This window comes from Candidatus Thermodiscus eudorianus, from assembly GCA_015521085.1.
Taxonomy (GTDB): domain Archaea; phylum Thermoproteota; class Thermoprotei_A; order Sulfolobales; family Acidilobaceae; genus Thermodiscus; species Thermodiscus eudorianus.
Window position 1 is genome coordinate 272,491 of the sequence record WAOW01000005.1, and the last position, 20,444, is coordinate 292,934.

The 20,444-nt window shown below is 54.6% G+C and carries 19 protein-coding genes; 11 read left to right on the forward strand and 8 right to left on the reverse strand.

Features of this window, described 5'->3' with window-relative positions; all coding sequences use genetic code 11:
- Positions 1–3: 3 nt before the first annotated feature.
- Positions 4–2,133 (reverse strand): nitric-oxide reductase large subunit, encoded by a 2,130-nt coding sequence (locus tag F7C38_04665; GenBank protein MCE4600840.1) that lies wholly within the window; start codon positions 2,131–2,133, stop codon positions 4–6.
- Positions 2,134–2,313: 180 nt separating this feature from the next.
- Between F7C38_04665 and F7C38_04670 the strand changes: the two genes are divergently transcribed.
- The gene (locus tag F7C38_04670; protein MCE4600841.1) at positions 2,314–2,796 is read left to right on the forward strand and encodes a hypothetical protein; all 483 of its coding nucleotides are present in this window, start codon (positions 2,314–2,316) and stop codon (positions 2,794–2,796) included.
- Here F7C38_04670 and F7C38_04675 read toward each other — a convergent pair.
- Positions 2,793–3,254, reverse strand: a complete 462-nt coding sequence (locus F7C38_04675; protein ID MCE4600842.1) for a thioredoxin family protein — start codon at positions 3,252–3,254, stop codon at positions 2,793–2,795. The genes F7C38_04670 and F7C38_04675 overlap by 4 nt on opposite strands.
- A 164-nt stretch (positions 3,255–3,418) precedes the next feature.
- On the opposite strand from F7C38_04675, the gene F7C38_04680 reads away from it, so the two are divergent.
- The 4 genes from F7C38_04680 to F7C38_04695 all read left to right on the forward strand — a co-directional run bounded on the left by F7C38_04680 (position 3,419) and on the right by F7C38_04695 (position 7,423).
- Positions 3,419–3,910: a ferritin gene (locus F7C38_04680; protein MCE4600843.1), complete on the forward strand. Its 492-nt coding sequence runs from the start codon at positions 3,419–3,421 to the stop codon at positions 3,908–3,910.
- A gap of 91 nt (positions 3,911–4,001) precedes the next feature.
- A complete protein-coding gene (locus F7C38_04685) occupies positions 4,002–4,472 on the forward strand; it encodes a peroxiredoxin (protein MCE4600844.1) in 471 nt (156 codons plus the stop codon).
- Between the two features lie 94 nt (positions 4,473–4,566).
- A complete protein-coding gene (locus tag F7C38_04690; GenBank protein MCE4600845.1) occupies positions 4,567–6,492 on the forward strand; it encodes a 2-oxoacid:acceptor oxidoreductase subunit alpha in 1,926 nt (641 codons plus the stop codon).
- Complete coding sequence (locus tag F7C38_04695; protein ID MCE4600846.1) at positions 6,482–7,423, forward strand: 2-oxoacid:ferredoxin oxidoreductase subunit beta; 942 nt, start codon at positions 6,482–6,484, stop codon at positions 7,421–7,423. Before F7C38_04690 ends, F7C38_04695 begins: the two co-directional genes overlap by 11 nt.
- Positions 7,424–7,443: 20 nt before the next feature.
- On the opposite strand, the gene F7C38_04700 is transcribed toward F7C38_04695, so the two are convergent.
- Together F7C38_04700 and F7C38_04705 are read right to left on the reverse strand one after the other, a co-directional pair.
- The gene (locus F7C38_04700; GenBank protein MCE4600847.1) at positions 7,444–8,754 is read right to left on the reverse strand and encodes a fumarate hydratase; all 1,311 of its coding nucleotides are present in this window, start codon (positions 8,752–8,754) and stop codon (positions 7,444–7,446) included.
- Positions 8,755–8,839: 85 nt separating this feature from the next.
- The gene (locus F7C38_04705; protein MCE4600848.1) at positions 8,840–10,588 is read right to left on the reverse strand and encodes a S9 family peptidase; all 1,749 of its coding nucleotides are present in this window, start codon (positions 10,586–10,588) and stop codon (positions 8,840–8,842) included.
- Positions 10,589–10,748: 160 nt separating this feature from the next.
- On the opposite strand from F7C38_04705, the gene F7C38_04710 reads away from it, so the two are divergent.
- From F7C38_04710 to F7C38_04720, 3 genes are all read left to right on the forward strand, one after another.
- On the forward strand, positions 10,749–11,882 hold the full coding sequence (locus F7C38_04710) for a DUF763 domain-containing protein (GenBank protein MCE4600849.1): 1,134 nt from the start codon (positions 10,749–10,751) through the stop codon (positions 11,880–11,882).
- Between the two features lie 59 nt (positions 11,883–11,941).
- Entirely contained in the window at positions 11,942–12,529 is a 588-nt protein-coding gene (locus tag F7C38_04715; protein MCE4600850.1) for a metallophosphoesterase family protein, read from the forward strand.
- A gap of 62 nt (positions 12,530–12,591) precedes the next feature.
- Positions 12,592–12,984: a hypothetical protein gene (locus tag F7C38_04720; protein ID MCE4600851.1), complete on the forward strand. Its 393-nt coding sequence runs from the start codon at positions 12,592–12,594 to the stop codon at positions 12,982–12,984.
- On the opposite strand, the gene F7C38_04725 is transcribed toward F7C38_04720, so the two are convergent.
- Together F7C38_04725 and F7C38_04730 are read right to left on the reverse strand one after the other, a co-directional pair.
- Positions 12,945–14,834 carry an ATP-dependent DNA helicase gene (locus F7C38_04725; protein MCE4600852.1) on the reverse strand — a complete coding sequence of 630 codons (1,890 nt, stop codon included), beginning with the start codon at positions 14,832–14,834 and terminating at the stop codon, positions 12,945–12,947. The genes F7C38_04720 and F7C38_04725 overlap by 40 nt on opposite strands.
- Before the next feature lie 111 nt (positions 14,835–14,945).
- Positions 14,946–15,362 (reverse strand): secondary thiamine-phosphate synthase enzyme YjbQ, encoded by a 417-nt coding sequence (locus tag F7C38_04730; protein MCE4600853.1) that lies wholly within the window; start codon positions 15,360–15,362, stop codon positions 14,946–14,948.
- A 66-nt stretch (positions 15,363–15,428) separates the two neighbouring features.
- Here F7C38_04730 and F7C38_04735 point away from each other — a divergent pair, with 66 nt between their 5' ends.
- On the forward strand, positions 15,429–16,088 hold the full coding sequence (locus tag F7C38_04735; protein MCE4600854.1) for a 2,5-diamino-6-(ribosylamino)-4(3H)-pyrimidinone 5'-phosphate reductase: 660 nt from the start codon (positions 15,429–15,431) through the stop codon (positions 16,086–16,088).
- On the opposite strand, the gene F7C38_04740 is transcribed toward F7C38_04735, so the two are convergent.
- On the reverse strand, positions 16,085–17,872 hold the full coding sequence (locus F7C38_04740) for a radical SAM protein (GenBank protein MCE4600855.1): 1,788 nt from the start codon (positions 17,870–17,872) through the stop codon (positions 16,085–16,087). The genes F7C38_04735 and F7C38_04740 overlap by 4 nt on opposite strands.
- A 226-nt stretch (positions 17,873–18,098) precedes the next feature.
- Here F7C38_04740 and F7C38_04745 point away from each other — a divergent pair, with 226 nt between their 5' ends.
- Complete coding sequence (locus F7C38_04745) at positions 18,099–18,521, forward strand: thioredoxin family protein (protein MCE4600856.1); 423 nt, start codon at positions 18,099–18,101, stop codon at positions 18,519–18,521.
- A gap of 88 nt (positions 18,522–18,609) precedes the next feature.
- Here the strand turns inward: F7C38_04745 and F7C38_04750 are convergent, their stop codons facing one another.
- Entirely contained in the window at positions 18,610–19,785 is a 1,176-nt protein-coding gene (locus F7C38_04750; GenBank protein ID MCE4600857.1) for a nicotinate phosphoribosyltransferase, read from the reverse strand.
- 115 nt (positions 19,786–19,900) lie between these two features.
- On the opposite strand from F7C38_04750, the gene F7C38_04755 reads away from it, so the two are divergent.
- Positions 19,901–20,437: a THUMP domain-containing protein gene (locus F7C38_04755; protein ID MCE4600858.1), complete on the forward strand. Its 537-nt coding sequence runs from the start codon at positions 19,901–19,903 to the stop codon at positions 20,435–20,437.
- Positions 20,438–20,444 lie beyond the last annotated feature (7 nt).

A 20,444-nucleotide genomic window follows, 5' to 3' on the forward strand; every position in this document is an offset into this window, starting at 1 on the left:
TGTTTAGCCTTTTTTGAATGCCTTTGGGAATCCCTTCACTAGATAATACACTATCCAGAGTATGGCCAGTCCAGCTATCACGTCACCGACCAGTCTAGCCCATATAATGTGCTGCATAGTCGGCTGGGTCCATATGCCAGCGAGCTTCCCGTCTGGAGTCACGAGGCTCTTGATATACCAGTATCCCAGCTGGCTTCCTGCGTCGAACTGCTTGTACATCATTACTCCAAGGCTCAGCAGTACCTGGAGGTAGAAGCCTACCGCGGTTATAACTACGGCCTTCCTTATATTCGGCAGGGCCTCGACCGGTATCCCGCCGGCCAACACGAAGGCTATGACCCACATCAGCATGGTCGGCACTCCGTAGGCTAGGGGCATTGCTAGGTGTGCGTGGACCATTGTTGCCTGTGAGCCGTGTAGGTAGTAGTTTACTATTGGCATGTTGATTAGCCCGGCGCCGAAGGCCACGACGCCGATGGCCCCTCCTAGCGCCGCGACTAGCGTGAAGGTTAGGACTGTCTTCTGTATCTCGTTTTGTATCTCGCCCCTCTTCCACAGTACTATGGCGTATGCTATGACGAATCCTATGGGGAGTACCTCTAGAGTAGATATCGCGGCTCCTATATACATCCAGAAGGTGGGTTCTCCTCCCCAGTAGTAGTGGTGTGCCGTGCCTATCATACCGGTCGCTATCTCTAGGGTAGCGTCTAGACCGGCAACGGCTACTGCTAGCCTAGGCGGTACCATGCCGGTTATCACTAGCAGTATCAGTAGTATCGGTATCACTATCGCCGGCCAGAACCCTTCCACGAAGGCGTGTATAGTTATCCACCTAAAGTACTCGTCCATGGTGAAGTTAGTCCATGGCTTGACGATTGGTAGCGCGCCTATGAAGGCTCCGAAGGCGGTGCCGCCTAGCCCGATTGAGAGTATCTTGAGTAGGGCGTTGAAGGGATACTGGTTCTGCTTGGCTACCTTGTAGGTTGTTACAGCCAGGTAGCCGACGAGGCCCGCTATAAGGAGTAGCCACACGGTTCCGAGGCTGACGACTGGCCTGCCCTGGCTGCCGAAGAGGAACCATAGGGAGTCCGGCATCTTGCCCAGGTAGCTGCTCCATAGACCTAGTAGTCCTAGTATCGCTACGAGGCCTCCAGCCAGCAGTATGGTTAGGGACTGCTGCTTGGTTATCTTGAGGCCGAAGTAGGGTAGGACGAATAGTGCGAAGCTGACCCAGGTCACGGCGATCCAGAGTATCGCCAGGTTATAGTGTAGCCCTCTGGCTACGTTGAAGGGCAGTAGATGGCTTAGGTCTATGCCGTAGAGCTCGGGCTCTGCGTATAGGTGCATCATGTAGCCTCCCAGTAGCCCCTGCACGATCAAGCCGAGGGCCGCTAGGAGCATTCCGAGCAGTGCAACCCTCTGAGTTGGTGTTGGTTCTGGGAGGCTGACGGTTATCCTCTCGTCCCTCCAGTAGTCTATGAACTTTATTATAATGTAGCCAGCTATCGGCATTATCACTAGTAGTAGCACGAATATCGTGATCCAAGTCGCCCTGGTCGCGTCTATAGTCTGCTCCACTAGGCCGGGAGTGTAGGGGAACCCGTTCGTGTATCCCTTCATGGCGATCAGGGCTGTCCAGGTGAAATAGGCCGTTATCTTCGATATGTCCTCGTCTGTGAGCAGCTTGTCCAGCGCTAGTCTATCATTGACGTACTCGTCTCTCCACAGCGATTTATAGTAGTTGTAGAGCTTCTCGTAGGCCCTAGCGACCTCGTCTCCGACGACAAAGGTCACAGGGCTGTGCTTCTCTATCGATACGAGCTCGTTTCCAGGCTTACCATTGGCCTCCATTTGTATGAATTTCAGCGCGTAGGCTGTATAGTCGGTCCCGAAATACCCGCCGAATCCGAGCACGCTTCCATAATCTTGTATGCCGTATCTCTGTACCAGGTACTTGCCCTCTATGATATCGTCCTTGGTGAAGAGGACCGTGCCGTCGCTTGTAACAACGCTCTCGGGGATCGGCGGTAGGTTCTGGAAGGTATAGGCGGCTGCAGCGAAATAGAACACGTAGACTAGTATAGCTACTATCAGGACGAGGCGTGCCCACCCATTATTCCCATTTGAGGCCAAGTAACTCCACCCCATGGAAGCCGCTTGCTCATTGAAGTGATGTGGGGCTATGGGACTACTAGAGACAACGGATAACCAGGTTAACCGTTCCCCAGCCGGAGACCGGGAGTTTTATATACAACTATATTCCACCTTAAATAAAGGCTGGCAAACCAGTTCCTCTGGAGGGTATATGAGTTTATGAAGCTGCTCAAGGTGACTATGAAGCAGTGCGACCTGCTCCGTCAGTTGAAGCCAGACGAGTACCTAGGCACTAGAATAGGCACATGCCCGGCCAAGATCGAGCACATCGTAGTGTCGAATCGACGGGTACACGTGTTGAAGAAGAGCTGTGACGACTGTGTCCTCGCGAAGCTCATGCGTGCTACACACGTCATAGGACAACCCGTTATAAGAGGCGACGAGACTATAGTCTTCATAGTGAGAGACAACAAGTATACCAGGAGGCTCCTCAAGGAGCATAGCTATGAGATAGTCGATGTCGGCGAGGTGGACTATAGGGAGGTTTATTTGACCCTACGGCAGAAGGAGGCTCTGCGCATGCTGGCTAATGGCGAGGCCTCTAACATATCGAGGCTAGCTAGAAAGCTTGGAATATCAAAGCCAGCGGCCCTGAAGCTGGTTAAGAGCAGTATTAAGAAGCTGGCCAGCAAGTACTCTTAGTCGAGCTCTTCAGCGACTGGTATTGGGCACTGGCCTTTTTCCAGGAGATTGGCTAGGAACTCTTCTAAGACCTCTGGAGGCACTAGCCCTACGAGCCTATCCACTTCCCTGCCGTTGTGGAATGCTATCGTTGTCGGGGTACCCATTATGTATAGCGCTCCTGCCAGTTCGAAGAGGCGTGCGGCGTTTACCTTGAAGAAGTATACTCGGTCTCCTAGTATAGCGGCGGCCTCCTCCATGAGGGGCTCCATCATCCTGCAGTAGGGGCATGTGGGCGTGTAGAAGAAGCCTATCGCTAGTCTACACGTTGAGATGGCCTTCTTGAATTCCTCTATCGTGTTGATTTCGACGAGTTCCTTCCTGGGTTTTATCTTGCAGCACTTCCTTAGCTTCTCTTGTATTAAGAGTTCTTGTATGATCTTTTCCCTGGCTTTCTCTAGTACTAGCTCCTCGTCCATCTCGTATTCCACCCGGGGTTTGTCTTTTGGCCTCTACTGGCATGCTAGGAAACGCCCTTATATAGGGGCCTATATATCATACATAATATTATTATAGTTTATATAATATACTGTACTAAATGATATATATCGGTGTGATTCACAGGGCCGAAATGTGAGGAGTCTTGATCCCAAAGGAGCTACAGGACGAGTTAAACAAGCAATTAAACAGGGAACTGTACTCGGCGTACCTATACCTCTCAATGGCAGCGTACTTCGACGACAAAGGCCTCGGCGGGTTCGCCCACTGGATGAAGGTACAGGCCAAGGAGGAGTTGGAGCATGCAATGAAGTTCTACGAATTCATAAACGACCGTGGAGGCAGGGTGGAGCTATACAAGGTAGACGAGCCCCCTAGGGAGTGGAAGAGCGTGACAGACGTGTTCAGGGAGGCCCTAGAGCACGAGAAGACGATAACCAAGCACATAAACGACCTCGTGGATCTGGCTAGGAAGCTCGACGACAAGCCGACGGAGGTATTCCTGCACTGGTTTGTGACGGAGCAGGTAGAAGAGGAGAAGACCTTCCAGGAGATACTACAGTTATTGGAGTTCAGCGGCGAGACCCCACAGGCCGTGCTCATGTTGAATGCCAGGCTCGGACAGAGGAAGCACTGAGATAATAAAACAATTTTATATTCTTTTAATATAATATATACCCAAATCTAATACTTATAACTACCAGACTTAAAGTAACCGGTGGAACTACGTGGTCGAGGTAGGCGATATAGCGCCCGACTTCAGGTTGCCGGACGAGAACTTCAACCAGGTCACACTAAAGCAACTCCTAGGAGAAGGCAAGCCAGTCATCCTGGTCTTCTTCCCAGCAGCCTTCAGCCCCGTCTGCACGGCAGAGCTATGCGCTTTCAGGGACAAGATGGCGAAGCTGGAGAAGGCCAATGCGACAGTCGTGGGGATAAGCACCGACAGCCCCTGGTGCCTGAAGGAATTCAAAGCCGCAAACAGGCTACAGTTCCCCTTACTGAGCGACTATAACAGGGAGGTCATCAGGCTGTATGGAGTTGTCCACGACGAGATACTAGGGTTGCGCTATCTGGCTAAGAGAGCGGTCTTCATCATAGATGGAGAGGGCAGGGTTGCTTGGAAGTGGGTTAGCGACGATCCCAGAGTAGAGCCGGATTACGATGAGGTTATATCGGTGGCGTCGTCTATAGCTTAATAGGATTTATTTTATTGTCTTTAACGGGGTTTACTTACATAATGTTATTTAACACCGTTAAAGTTATAGGGTAGGATGGAGCCGGTGAATAGAGTTGGGAGACGCTCCAAGAGAAGAGATCCGCCTACTACTCGGAGGGCCGCAAGGCACGGGCCTAGAGACCGCGTCGCAGATACTATCGGCGGCGTATGCGATAAGGGGATACAGGGTATACTCCATGCGAGAATACTTCTCCAACATAAAAGGCAAGCACAGCTACATAAACCTAAGGGTAAACCCAGCGAGACAACCACTAGCCCCAGCAGAAGCCCCAGACATCATAGCCGGGATAGACCCCGAGACTATATTCACACACTTCACCGAAGCGGTACAGGGCACGATAATAATATACGACTCTAGAAGCACGGCGACGAAGCTAGCCAACGTGCCAACCATGGAGAGACAACTAAAGGATAGGATAAAGAGCATCCTAGAGACAACAGGATACGAGGCAACAATCAAGGGCGCCCTAGAATACGCGAGAGACCGCCTAGGCGCCCTACCCCTAGGACTAGACTACCAGGCTATACTAAACGAGTTCGCCGAACTCCTAAAGATCCCCAGATACCAGGCAAAAAGGTACATAAACACTATACTAGTCGCGACGATAGCAAACATCACAGGGCTAACGCTAGAGGAGCTAAGGAGGGGCTTCAAGAGGAGGTTCATGGCCAAGGAGAAGATAATAGAGGAGAACATGAAGCTCTCACAGCTAATCTACGAGAAGACAAGCGAGCTAAAAGGGAAAATAAGGGTGAGTGACCCGATAGACCCGCCCGAAGAGTACCTGGTCGTCAACGGGAACGAGATAGTCGCGATAGGCAAGATAGTTGGTGGACTCAGGTTCCAGAGCTACTACCCGATAACCCCGGCCGCCGACGAGAGCTTCACTATAGAATCACACGAAGACCTAAGCGCCTATAGCGACGAGCTGGGAGGAGTCGTCGTCTTCCAGACCGAGGACGAGATAGCAGCTATATCGGCGGCTATAGGAAGCGCGCTAACCGGGACCCGGGCGGCGACGGCGACGAGCGGGCCAGGATTCGACCTCATGGTAGAGGCTCTTGGGTGGGCTGGTATAAACGAGGTCCCAGTAGTCATAACGTACTACCAGAGGGGAGGACCCAGCACGGGCCTACCGACTAGGGGAGGACAACAGGACCTGTTCTCAGCCCTCTTCTCAAGCCACGGCGAGTTCCCCAGGATAGTAGTATCGAGCGGAGACCACGAAGAAGCCTTCTACGACGCGATAAAGGCTATGAACTGGGCCGAGCGATACCAGCTGCCAGTGATACACTTACTAGACAAGTTCCTGGCGAACTCCACCGTAACAATACCGCCGCCGAGGCCAGAGGAGGTACTAATAGACAGGGGCCTCATAGCAGAAAAGCCAGGACCCGGTTACAAGAGGTTCAAGAAAGACGGAAAACCGATAACGCCGAGAGCACTACTAGGCAGCAAAGGAACGGTAATCTGGTATACCGGGGACGAACACGACGAGGAGGGTCATATAAACGAGGACCCGATAAACAGGCTTGAGATGCACGAGCTACGCATGAAGAAACTAGAGATAGCGCACGAGGAGATACCTCAGGAGGAGAGAGCTATACTATACGGCGACGGCGAGGACTTCCTACTAGTCGGATGGGGGACCACAAAAGGAGCATCCCTGGAGGTGCTCGACTTACTGAGGAGGGAAGGCTACAGGGGCTCGTACCTGCACCTAAGGATCTTCGAGCCCTTCCCTAGGGAGTATGTGAGCGAGATCCTCTCTAGGTACGACCCGGAGAGGGTCATAGCGGTCGAGGCTAACTATGAGAGCATGGCGGCCAAGGTGACTACTATGAATACAGGTTTTGTTTTCAAGAAATACATCTTAAAGTGGACTGGCAGGCCCATATACGTTAACGAGCTCGGGCTAGCAGTCCTACGCATACTAGAGGGATCCTCCTCGAAGGAGGTGTTAAGCTATGGGGCTTAGAATGGACTACAAGACAGAAGTCTGGATAGACTGGTGCCCCGGGTGCGGGGACTTCGGCATACTCGCAGCCATGCAAAAGGCGCTGAAAGAGCTGGAACTAGAGCCATGGCAGGTCGCTATAGTATCCGGGATAGGGTGTAGCGGCAAGACACCACACTTCATCTATGCCAACGGCGTCCACACGCTCCACGGCAGAGCTATACCCTTCGCTACAGGCATCAAGCTATCCAACCCAGAGTTAACAGTCATAGTCAACGGGGGAGACGGAGACCTACTAGGCATAGGAGCGGGACACTTCGTCGCACTGGGCAGGAGGAACCTCGACATAACGGTGATCATACACGACAACCAGGTATATGGTCTCACGAAGGGGCAGGCAAGCCCCACACTACCAGCCGGCGTAAAGACGAAGGCCCTGCCGAAACCCAACCTACAGGATGCAGTGAACCCGATAGCGCTAGCACTCACAAGCGGGTACACCTTCGTGGCAAGAGCCTTTGCAATGAACATAGACCACCTGAAGGACATTCTAAAGAGGGCGATACAACACAAGGGGGCAGCCGTAGTAGACGTCCTCCAGCCCTGCGTAACCTACAACGACATCTACACGACCCAGTGGTACAGGAAGAGGATATACCACCTGGAACAAGAGGAGGGCTGGGACCCAGTAGTCGCCGATCCCTCCGAGAGGCCTAAGAAGCTAGGCCTAGCCCTGTCAAAGGCATGGGAGTGGGGGGACAGGATACCCGTCGGGGTATTCTACGAGGACAGAACCCGGGATACCATAGAGGACAGATTGGAGATGCGCATACCCAGCTACCACAATAAACCACCGTCGAAGCAGAGGGTAGAGATAAGTGGGAAACCATTGATAGACTCTAGCGCGTTCAAGAGGATATTCGCTGGGTACATGGTAAAGGTGGAGAAATAGCTGTTTTTATAAAAACCCCACTACTTCTCGATCCTATATGGCTTAACCATTTTTTCCAGGTCGAGCAACTCCCTAACCCGGTCCGGCTCCAGTCCAGCCTCCTCTAACGCCTCCTCTAGAGAAGCCCCCTCCTGGAGCCTCTTAACTATAGCGGCCACCCTATCATAGCCCAGCACAGGCGACAGCACAGTCAATAACGCAGCGCTCCTGTAGGCCAGGCTCCTCATCCTATCGGGCCTAGGCTCGATACTGGGTAGGACGAGATCGCTCATCTTGCCGAGGGCCTCCAATAATAGCTTGGCTTGAACCACTACATTATACCCCGTGACGGGTATACCCATGCTCAGCTCGAACTCGCCCAGCATAGAGGCGTTGGATATCGTGGCGTCGATGCCGACGGCCTGTGTAGAGGCTTGCATTATAGCCTCTAGGGTCACGGGATTCCTCTTACCAGGCATAATACTGCTCCCGGGGATATCCTGTCTAATGTCTATCTCGCCAATCCCGGTGAAGGGCCCGCTGAACATAAGCCTAAGGTCCTGGGATAGCCTCCACAGCTCTAGGGCTATAACCCTGTAGACGGAGCTCAAGAGAACTATATCGGTTAACAACCGCATGGCTCTGAAGGTGTTCGCCGGTGAGACCGGTAGCCCCGAGAGCCTGGCAAGCTCGTTTATGGCAAGATCCCTGTACCCCTCGGGCGAATTGACCCCCGTGCCGACAGCGGTGCCGCCTAGAGGAACCTCTCCCACGTACTCTAACGCATGGCCCAGTAGCCTGTAGTCGTGCCTGAAAGCGTCTAGATAAGCTGAGAGTTCCTGGCCGAGTGTTACCGGGAGCGCGTCTCTTAGATGCGTCCTCCCAGGCTTCACTAACCCGCTATACTCCTCAACATACCTCGACAGTACATCGATTAGCCTCCTAAGGGAGTCTCTGACCTTGACCCCCGTTTTTAAGGCAGCCAGACGGATGGCTGTTGGGACGACGTCGTTGCTACTCTGGCTCATGTTCACGTCGTCGAGTGGATGGACTTTTACGCCGTGATTCTCCCATGCTTTCCTGGCTATTACCTCGTTCACGTTTAGGTTGAGCCCGGTCCCGCTCCCAGTCTGGAAGACGTCAACATCGATGTCTCTATCGTATTTGCCGTCGGCGAGCCTTAGGGCCTCGGCCTTGATAGCCCTATACTTGTCAGGGGAGAGTAGGCCTAGCCTGTAATTGGCCTCAGCCGCGGCAGCCTTTACCAGCCCCATACCCCATATGATCTCACGGGGAAAACGGGTGCCTGTATCGAGGTAGCCCGTCCTAGCCTTCTCGACATATGACCCCATGCGCTAGCCCTGGAAGCATATACGTTACATGCAAGATATATCTCAGCACATATACGAGGTGTCGTCCACCACCGCTCTCCGGAGACTACTTCTCAACGGAACCCTCCTGGCGCAGCAGGAACTGCACTGCCGGCCACAGTATCTTCAACGCGTCCTCCACGGTGTTGACAGTATGGCCCATGTCAGGTGCAATATATGCCTCGAACGTCTTGCCATGCTCGGCGGCCTTATCCATGAAGCGGAGGACCGGTTTCAGGGGAGTCCTCGAATCATTCTGGGGGTGTATGATCATCAGGGGGTCCCTCAGGTTCTCGACGAAGTTGATGGGACTCCTATCATCCCACAGCTCTGTTCTCCCGCCGAACACCATGTGTATGAATGACTTGAACGCGGCGTCACTCAACTCGTACATCTCCCTCCAATCGACGACGCTAGCCCCGGCGACGCCGGCCTTGTACTCGCCGGGCTTCTTCGTGAGGGCGCACATAGTCATGTAGCCTCCATAGCTGTACCCCATTATGTACACGTGGCTGGCTAATCCCGATTCCATAGCCCATCTGGTAGCGCTGATAATATCCTCCAGCTCGCCCCCACAGGGATCGCCTATAATCTTCAGCCTCCACCTCTCACCATAGCCAGTGCTACCCCTGTAATTCACCATTAGAACGTGGAAGCCGGCCAAGGCCAGGCCTCCTGCTAGTACGTTCCACATATCGGCGTCCTCGGCGAAGGGACCCCCATGCACTAATACCACTGTGGGGCCTGGCTTGGAGGCCCTATTGCTCTCTAGATAGAACACTGGGACCCTCTCCCCGTCGAAGCTCTCGACTAGAGCAAACCCACTGCTACCTAGCGCCCCGGTTACATTGCTTGGCACGGACCCGGTTAGTAGGACCTCATAGTCGTTGCCTCCCAGCTTTATGATCCTGGGTGGGAGCGAGAGGCTGGTATGCGTTACTGCAAGCCCGCCCTTCCACTCGTAGACTGCTCCATGGATCCCTTCTGGGGCCTTTACTAGACGCCCGTCTAGGAATATCTTGCTCCTGCCGTTTTTCCTGGCCACCGCGATGAGGGACCCTCCTGGCGTGTACCCGATGTAGTTGAACGAGACGGGCTTGTACTCTTTAAGGTCATCTCCTGGCAGTGAAAGTTCGCTGTCCTCCATTGTGGCTGGGTCTAGCTTCATCAACACCGCGTTATCGCTCCTGTCGAGTGTATAGACTATGGAGTCGTCGGGGGCTATCCTGGCCATGAGTATGCTCCCATCAGGCCTCTCGTGGATTTTGACGTCCCCCTTCTCTAGGTCTGCTATGAAGAGCTGGAACTTCCCCGTGGTGGGCTTTAGGGCTCCGATGCCGACCGCTATAGGCCACTTATGGTCTATCACGGCGGCGAAGCCCGGGAGCGTGGCTACCTTACTCCTCTTACCGTCTCTAACAAGGAATATCGCGTTTTCAGCCATGGTCGCTGCCCCGTACACTAGAACCTCGTCGTCGTAGGAGCCGCCTAGTATACGAGCTGGCTCGACGCCCTCAACGGGCTTCTCGACCCCTGGCGCGTCAGGGTCGATCTCGTATAGCATGTACTGTTCCCTGCCCTTGGCGACGTCCCTCATTATAATGGCCTTGGATACATTGTACTTGGCTTCGAGGACGCCGTTAACAGGCTTCTCGTTGAGCTTCACGAGCCTGCTCCCATCGTAGGTGTAGACGTTGGTCTTGCCCTCGCGTAGAGCCGATACAAGTAGTCTTTCGCCTATAACTCCCCGTAGACCGTATAAGTCCGTGTTGAGTAGGCTGATTATTTCATCGAGTATCCTCGCATAAGGGTGCATGTGAGAGACACCTCAAGGGATAATAACCGTGATACAGGTATAAATATATTAATAATGAAAATAGGGATTTGAATTAAGCAGCAATGCCGAGGGATCAACGGGGGTGCGAGGGCTAGAAATAGTAGTACGGGGCCAGGCTTAATACTAGAGGCCAGAGGCGATGCCGGGCATAGCGGACCTCCCTCTACACCACGGGAGGGTCCCTCAATGGATGCTGGAGGTCATGACAAAGCTAGCCAGGGCCATAATAGATTACATGGTTGAGGTAAAGGGTCCCTCAGCAGTGCTAGCCATGCTAGCCGACCCACTATGGTTCCAGGCCTTCAATAACGTAATAGGCATGGACTGGGACAGCAGCGGGAGCACGACGGTCGTCGTGGGGATACTGAAGAGGATAACCTGGGAAGGCCACGACCGCGGGATACTAGTCCTAGGCGGTAAGGGAAGCAGCATGAAGAAGCTACCCGAAGAGGCCGAGAAGGCGGGCGAAGCCTACGGCCTGGATGCATCAGAGCTGAGGAGGGCCAGTAAGACGGCCGCTAGGGTAGACTCTGCATTCCTGCAGGACGGGTACGAGCTATACATACACGCCCTCGCAGTGACTAGGATGGGAGAGTATATAGTCGTGCAGCAGGGCATGAACACGGCCACCGGAATGGCCAGGAGATACCACGTAACACGCTTCGACCTAGAGGAACCCCACTCGGGCGTCGCAGGCCTCCGGGCCAGTGTACTGCTCAATGCAACGGCCTCCGAGAGCAGAAAGGCCCGCAGGATGTACATTGACCTAATCCAGGATGGGCCACGGCGCATAGCCAGGTACCTGGAGGAAGCCAACCGGGTGATCCAGGGCAAACCCTCGCTCCTCGACTACGTATCCAGCGGGAGGGACCCTCCCCCACGGGTGAAGCCCTACTACAGGCCCGTGAAACCTTCAAGGCAGCTCCTCAAGTCGTTCGAGACCATAGGCAACTACCAGGTCACCGATGAACGCGACCTAGCCATAGCCCCCGGGCTAGGGCCCAGGGTTGTGAGGGCCCTAGCCCTCATCGCGGATATACTCTACGGGGTCCCTACTAGCGTGAGGGACCCTCTATCCCACCCGCTAGACCCATTCGCATACTCCTACGCGATCGGAGGGAAAGACGGGGTCCCCTACCCCTTTGACAGGGAGACTGCTCTCAAAGCCTACCAGTTCCTCTTGGAGGCGGTTGAGGAGGCTAGGCTTGGAGTTGAGACGAAGTCGCGCGTGCTAGCGCGGTTGAGGAGGCTGGTGAGGCGCCTGGAGTCTTAATATATAAAGGTATAATAGACGGCTGAACATTACTAACGGACGCGGGTGCAATATAATCCATGACCCGGATCCTCCACGTGACAGACATACACTGTCGCAACGACAAGCTCAGGAAGGTATTCGACTCAGCCTCCTACGACCTCGTCGTCTCCTCGGGCGACTTCGAGTGCGTCGACACCGTAGAGCTGTTCCTAGAGGAGGCTGGGGCCCCCGCCGTAGCGGTTACGGGCAACATAGACAACCCCGGGGTTGCTAGGCTTCTACGCGCCAAGGGCGCTTTGCTGGATGGGAGGATGGTTGAGGTAGAGGGCCTGGTCTTCGCTGGCATAGGGGGTATGGAGGTCGTCGGCAATATAAGGATGCTCCAGTCCCTAAGCCCCTCCAGCGGGGTGGATGTGCTCGTATCACATCACCCCCCGCGCGGGGTACTGGATAGGACTTTCATAGGGTTGAGGGCCGGCTTGAAGGAGCTCTGGGACATTATATCATCCCTGAAGCCCAGGGTACACGTCTTCGGCCATATACATGAGAGCTCCGGATTCGAGGAGAGGGATGGCATCATCTTCGTCAACCCGGGTCCCCTGGCCAAGGGTAGATACGCGGTAATAGATTACGATACTGGCGAGGTCGAGCTGCGTAGCCTCTAGGGCCGCAGGGTATCGTATTAATTATGGGAGTGCATTCCTTGTAGCAATAGGGTGTTGAGGCAATGGTGGCTATGACACGGGAGGACGCATTAAAGTCCATCTCGGAGTACGCTGCTAGGTACGGTTTGAAGCCTAGCGTCGACCTGGACAATGGCGTGCTAGTCATTCTACACGGCGAGTACCCTATAAGGATAATCGTGGAGCCCAGAGGCGAAGGAGTGTATGCCGTCGAGCTTAAGGTCGGAGAGGGCATCGACGAGTCGATCGAGGAACTATTGGATGCAGAAGTGGATCCGAGGGCAGAGCTAGAGGACGTCGTAGAGGTGCTCGTACAAGTGGTGGATTACGCCGTCAGGAAGCTGGAAGAGGCCGGCTTCAAGGTTAGAAGACTGACCAGGGAAGCAATACTCGACGTCTACGACGCGTTAGAGTCGTTCCTAGAAGAGGAGGAGTAGACCGCTAACCTCGCACGGGCCTCCGCTATAGCGGAGGCCAACCCGGACAAGCTGGACACCACCCTGGAGACAGGGACCTCCAGTTGCACCCGGAGATCCCTCCTCAGATACCGATAGTCTAGGAGGAAGTAGACAGCGCGGTCCTCGGGGGAACGCGTGGCCCTGCCGAGGGCCTGTTTTATCCTCACGATAGTCTGGAAATCAAACACGTAGTAGCGGGCGCGGCTCCTCCCTATCCTAGCCTCAAGGTCCTCCTCCATAGTCCTACTATAGTCGTCTGGCTGTGGGTATGGTACGCCCACAAGGGCCACTATATGGAGCAGGTTCCTACCCTGTTCATCGGTGAACTCGACGCCCTCGACCAGCTTTCCACTAGCCACGGCGTGCACACTCACCTCGGGCGACTCCCGGATCCACTCCTCTACCTCGTCTATACTGGTGCCGCGCGACTCGACTAGGACGTCTAGATTCACTGGTAGACGAGACACTACCTCTTTCATGACCTCGTAGCTAGGGTATACGAATAACTTCAACCCGGGGAGCCCGCCGGCTATAGCGGCTACATAGGCCGAGAGCCTCTTATACATGTAGGCCGACCGCTCCCTGTAGCGGGTAGTGACGTCCCGCGCGACGACTGTATAGATGTTGTCGAAGTGCACGAACCTCCCAAAGGCCACATCGGTATCCACATACTTGACCTGTCTCTCCACGCCGAGAAGCTCCCGCACGAAATCCCCTCTAGGGAGTGTGCCGCTGGCCAGTATGACAGCTCTAGCATTCTGCAATGGAGTCCTCACAACCACCGCTGGATCCATTGGGAGTGTCACGTACTCGGGCTCCTCCTCGCCGGGTTCCACGAACAGGCGCGACTCGGGGAGGACCAGGATCGAGAGCCAGGAAGCCACCCTGGAGATCCAGGTCCTAACCCTTCCCAGGAGGACGTTCCCCCCGCTTAGCAAGGCCTCTTCAAGCTTCTTATCACGGACCTCCTCGGCCGCGTCTAGGATAACGCTGAGGTCGAGTCCCTCTCCGAGTATCTCCTCTTTGTCGATCCTCCTAGGCTTCTCCAGCTTCCTGGGCTTGAGCCTCCTCAAGACGACTAGAAGATCCTGTAGCTCCTGTACCACGAGTCTGGCCTCGGGGAGGTACTTCTCGACCTCCTCTATGCTCTTCTCGATCGTGGACGTTTTCAGCCTCTGCTCCAGCAGGTTGTTTACCGTGGCTAGGGTGTGTGCCTCGTCCACGACGACTATGAAGTCACTGTAGTCGTAGGGTTCCAGGACTCCCTGGAATATATCGGCTCTAAACAGGTACGGGTATGTGGCTACGATGAACGTGGACGAGTCAACTAGCTTGCGTAGGGTGAAGAAGGGGCAGGAGTCGAGCTCCCTTGCAATCCTCCTGGCAAGCATGAGGGGAGGCTCGCTGGACCTAGAGATCATGTCCATGACTGCCTCGACCGCCACCTTATCCACGTTCGAGAAATACCTGCATAGCCCCCTCAGCCTGGCTAGCCTGCAGTTATCCCAGAAATCCTCCTGGGGAGGGGGCTTCCCTTCGAGCGACATCAGAGGGCAACTCCTCCTGGCACTGAATAAGAGCGTGAAGGGCTGTCTAAACCTCCTGAGCTCCCTGACAACCGGGTATAGCTCGTTAACGGTCCTGACTAGGTAGAGGACCTTCTCCGCCCCAGCTAGCAATAGGCCATATATTATACTGGCCGTCTTGCCGAAGCCCGTCGGAGCCCTCACGGCAAGCACCGCGCCATCCTCTACAGCCTCCTTTACGAGGAGTGCAACCTCCCTCTGCCCCTTCCTGAACCCTGTATACGGGAATAGCGGCTCGCTCATGCCCTTCCACTCCTAGAGGCTTCTAGGGGGTCCCACAGCCGCCACATCTTCACCGCACCACCCAGAGAAGGCAGTGCTCTGGGTTCAGGGTGATGGTCATCCCTTTCCCCCTTAAACCCCGATCACCGTTACAATAACCCTCCTAGTCCTCGGCCCGTCCATCTCGACTAGGAGGATGCTCTGCCACGTTCCCTTAACCAGCGAGCCGTTGGCTAGGGGGAGGCTGGCGTGGTGGCCTAGCATCGATTGCCCGAGGTGGGCGTGGGCGTTGTCGTCTATCCTGTTATGCATCCAGTCTCCCGAGGGCTCTGTATGCTTTGACAGGAACTCCACTATGTCCCTCATGAGGCCCGGCTCGGCCTCATTAATCGTTAACCCGCACGTGGTATGGGGTACGAAGACGTGTACTATGCCATCCCTTACTCCAGACTCGGCAACTACGTCCTCGACCCTACGCGTGATGTCGACTACATCGAAGCGGCTCCTAGTCCTCACATCAACCTGGCCCCTATACACTTTGCACGACAAGCCATGGCCCCCGCTACCATAATATCCCCGCCTGGACTTATTCTTTGACACCCGGGTGGACGATCCTTGCCTAGACCGTATACGGTAATCTTCTCCACCATGACCATCGACGGCAGAATCGCCTCGAAGACAGGATACAGTAGGCTATCCTGCTGGGAGGACTTCGAGCTACAACACAAGATCAGGGCGGCGAGCGATATAGTAATCGTGGGTAGCGGGACAGCGCTGATCGACGATCCAAAGCTCACGGTACGCCGCGTCCCCGGCAGATCGCCTATGCGGGGTGTTGTTGACTCAAAGCTGAGGGTCCCTCCCACAGCCCAGATATTCCAGAGGCCCGGCGCAGTGCTTATCACGACCAGTGGACATGGGCCCGGCGAGTTGGAGCCCTATAGGAAGCTGGGCGTTACGATAGTCCAGGCTGGCGTGGAGAGGGTGGACCTGGCTGGTGCATGGTCTATGCTGTATGACATGGGTGTTAGGAGGGTTATGGTTGAGGGTGGAGGGCACTTGAACTTCGCCCTACTCCGGGAGGGCCTTGTCGATGAGGTATGGGTCACGGTGGCTCCCTACGTATTCGGGGCTGGAGTCTCGGTGTTTGAGGGGCCGGGGTTTGACGGTGAAAACGAGGTCGCGAGGCTTCGTGTAAAGGAGATTGTGGGCTTGTGCGGCGGGGGCTGGGTTAATATTAGGTTTGAAGTGCTCTATCCCCGCCGCCCACTCTAGAATATTATGCCCTTGTATGCCTCCTTGTAGATCGGGTGGTTCTTCATGCGCACTATGTACTTGCTCCTGTCGTATTTCTCGCCTGGGTTGAAGGTCTTCACCTCTATCTCGTGCTTGTAGGCCTCTAGGTCTGTTGAGTATTGTTTGAGCACATAGTCCCTGTAGATGCTCTCCATCACGTTATAGGCGCAGAATGGTATTATCCTGCCGTCTGGCGCTGTGTAGTGTATGTTACACCTCCTAACCCGGGTCACGTCATAATTGTATAGGTCCATGAAGTGCATCATCCCGAGGAACATCATGTGATAGTGTAGCTGGCCTAAGGCGTCGTAGTTCCTCTTTATGAACACGTTCCACAGTAGCTTGGTAAAGCTGAGCTCCTTGGGCATCTTCTTGGTGTCGACGAACTTCTTGAGGTCTAGCGTGCTCTTCAACATGAGCATCTTCTTACTCTTACCCTCAAGAAGGTATATCCTCTTCTCGTCGAGCCACTCTATGAAGGCGTCGACATCGAAGAACTCGGTTATCGGAACGAACCTCTTGGCTAGGCCATTGGCATCCCTCTCCACGAAGATGTAGGTTCCAGCCCCGCACATGGGGTGGTTCGACATGCAGAACTGCGGCACAGCAGTCCAGGCCTCGACGAACTTAGCGAACTTGGCGGCCACCGGGATGGGGTACCAGGCCTCCGGGGGTATCTGGTAGTCGGTCTGCTCGGCTATCTTGTTTATGGCGTCCGCAATAGTTATCCTCATCCTCTCCCTCTCCTTCTTCTTGAGCTGCCCGCTCAGGCTGACGGGCTGGAAGTTGACGCTCCTAACGATATCCATGTGCTTCGCGCCGAACCGTATGATGTCGCCTAGCTCGTGGTCGTTCATTCCCTTGATAACGGTAGGGACTAGGACTACACTAGTCATGCCGGCCCTCCGGAAGACCTCAAAGGTAAAGGGTACCTCCCAGTGGTTCTTCCAGTTCACCTTGGGGGTTACGCCGTCGAAGCTCATGTACACGGTGTTGACTCCAGCCTCCCTAAGCATCTTGGTGTAGTGTACAGCGTATTCTGGATCATCGAAGAAGGTCTTAGCGAACCATATACCATTGGTATTCAACTGTACGTGCCTGACTCCCTCCTCCTTGAGCATCCTCACTATATCGACTAGATCGCTCCTCATCATCGGCTCTCCGCCGGTTATCTGGATAGCCATAGTGACTCCCTGCCTCTTGAGCTGCCTTACCTGGGCCCGCAGTTGCTCTATCGTTGGCTCGTAGACGTAGCCAGCCTTCTCGGCGTAGAAGAAACAGTAGAAGCAGGATAGGTCACACCTGTTTGTAACCACGAGGTTGGCCAGGGCCGTATGGTTCTCGTGCATCGAGCATAGCCCACAGTTGAAGGGACACGGGGCTGAAAGGCCAACGTAGGCCTTGACCTGGCCCGGGCCCTTGCCCGTCTCCTCATACGCCATCATTCTATAGTAGAGCCTTGCATCGCCATAGTACAGTTCCTCGAACTCGCCGTGCTCCGGGCAGACCTTCCGTATGTAGATCTTGCCGTCTCTCTCGAAGATCCTGCCGGGCACTAGCCTCATACAGTACGGGCATAGAGTCGATGTAACCCTAACATGTTTCTCTCCGGGCTTAAGCTTGGGGAGGGTCCCTCCCAGGGGAATCCTCCTGCCCGCAATCTCGACATAGGCCTTCCCGTTTATCGATACTAGCCTCCCCGGTGGAGGCAGTGTCCTGGCCTCCATCATTTTTCTCGGCAGAGTTGAAGGATTAATCGTCATCTTTTATTCCCCTCTCGGTTAAAGAATAGTGCTGGACCATATATAACCCTTGACACGTGTTTGATGTCTAGAAACGACGCTTGCTCCTAATAAAGGGCGCCGGGAGTGGAGGGGCCGGGGACAGGCATTCCTCCAGGATACCGGTGGTCTCGGTAGCCCCGCCGCGGTTGTAGGCAAGACATATCTACTATAGCCTCTAACCCTCCATAGCCCCCGGGGGTAGGATATGGACGACGTGAAAGACCTAGCAGAGAGGCTCGCACGCGAACTAGAAGACAGGGCAAGGTATGTCGAGAAGATGGCGCTAGACCCCGTGCCGGAAATCACTAGAAAGGATTTCGAGAAGCTCGTCGACGAGAACAAGGTAGTTGTACTTTACTTCACGGCCGACTGGTGCGGCCCATGCATATCGTTCTTGGAGTCGTTCCGCGAAGTAGCACTTCAACTCTCTAGGCCAGGCGTCGCCTTCGCGAGAGTCGACGTCGATAGAACCTATAGCCTAGCCGACAAGTATAACATACAGCATATACCAACAATAGTAATCTTCCGCCAGGGTAAACCCGTGGAGACGATACTGGGGCAGACCTCGAAGGAAGAACTGGCCAAGATCATCAAGGCACACATGAAGGCCGAGGGGTTCTCGGTATAGAGGGTCTAACGTAACCCACCTAACTCGTATGTTAGTGGAAACAGGCTCCCCGCGCTAGGTCCTTTGCACAGGAATAGTTTATAGGGTCCTACAACGATACCTCTTCTAACTGCTCTAAGACGTAACCACGGATCTCGTCTAGGCTTGGGAGGCTCCTTACCAGCTTCCCATTCTCAATGTACTTTACGGTTACTTCCTCGTAGCCCTCTCCGCACTCCAGGGTCTCGTCTAGGAACACGGTTAGTCTCTCACCGTTGCATCTAACTATTTTCTTGGCCCCTGGGAGCTTTCCACGCTTGGAGATCTTCTCCCATCCATTGCCCCTGTCAACCTCGACGATGTCCATGCTTAGATCGACGCTGGGCGCGGCGGCGATGCTGGTCCCGACTCCGAACCCGTCGACGACGTCCCTCAGCTCTACTATCTGGTTCTCACCGATACCTCCGCTCACGATTATCTTGACATCCGGGTATCCCTCTAGCTTAAGGATCCATTTAACCTCCTCCACTATCTCCCTCATCTTACCCCTCCTACTACTCGGGGTATCAAGCCTGACCCCCCACAGCCTGTCACCCAGGGTCTCGACTGCTAGACGCGCCTCTACCCTCTCATCGTCGAACGTGTCGATTAACGCGATCACGGGAGTCTCCCCGCTATACAGGTCGGCGAACCACTTCCACGCCTTCCTCTGGTCCCCGAACGCGATTATCAATGCATGCGGCATGGTGCCCTTCGGCTCCACACCTAGGTACTTCTTGGCTAGGACGCCACTTACACCATCAACCCCTCCTATATACGCGGCCCTATCGGCCGCTGGATATACTGCTGGATGGAGGGCTCGGAGGCCGAAGAAGAGTATCGATTTCTCCCCTGCGAGCTTCTTCATCCTGGCAGTCGCGGTGGCTATGGATGAGGAGAACCTTAACACGCCGAGTATCGAGGTCTCTAGATCGGCGAAATCACTGTATCTTCCTTCAATGACCATTACTGGCTCCTTCTTGTAGAATATAGTCCCCTCTGGTATGCTGTAGACCGTCACATCTCTGCCTTCTAGTATGGCTAGAGCCTCCTCCAGCCCCGCCAGCACCGCCCACTCGTAGCCCTTGGGCATGGAGTAGGCGTGTACCTCCATTCTAACCTTTAGATCGCTGAGGCCGGCCTCCTCTATGATGCGTTTCGTCCTCTTGAAGTAGATGTCTGTGGCTTCACCGGTCTTGACCTCGTCGGGGCTCGACATGTAGAGTGTTGGCTTTCTTCCCGGCATTCTCGACGCCTCCGTAGTTTGCGCTGGCGTCTAGATTCATATATATTGATAACGATGGATGCAGGGTAGCTTTTTCAACTCGGGTCGGGGACAGCTAAAGCGGTGGAGTGACTCGATGGGAAATGCTAGGATAAAGACTGGACCCTTCAACCTGATCATAACACACCTGCCGGGATGGCCCCACGCGAGGGATGCCGAGAAGCACCTCTACTGGCTCTTAGACGGCGTAGAGATCGTGCACAGGGCCCCCAACATAATACTTGCACGCGTCGATGACGCTAGGGGTAGTGTTGAAAGACTAAGGAGGAGTCTACCAGCCAGCACCCCCATCCTCCGGGTCATCCCGGTCGACGAAGTCGTATACCCCAGGGTATCCGATGTTAAGGAAGCGGTACACGGCTTGATCAAGGATGCGCCCCCGGGGAGTTACGCGATCAAGCTAGACGGCCATCTATACGATGACAATGGCGAGTTGATGCATAAAATCGACTCGATCAAAGTCATAGCTGAGGGTATAGAGAGGCCCGTGGACCTAACGAACCCGGACATACTAGTCTATATAAAGGTGGTAAAGTACCGGAGAGGCCATCTCGCCGCCATCTACGTCGGGCCTAGAGATGGAATCCTCTCCACCGTAAAGGAGAGGAGGTAGTACCCCT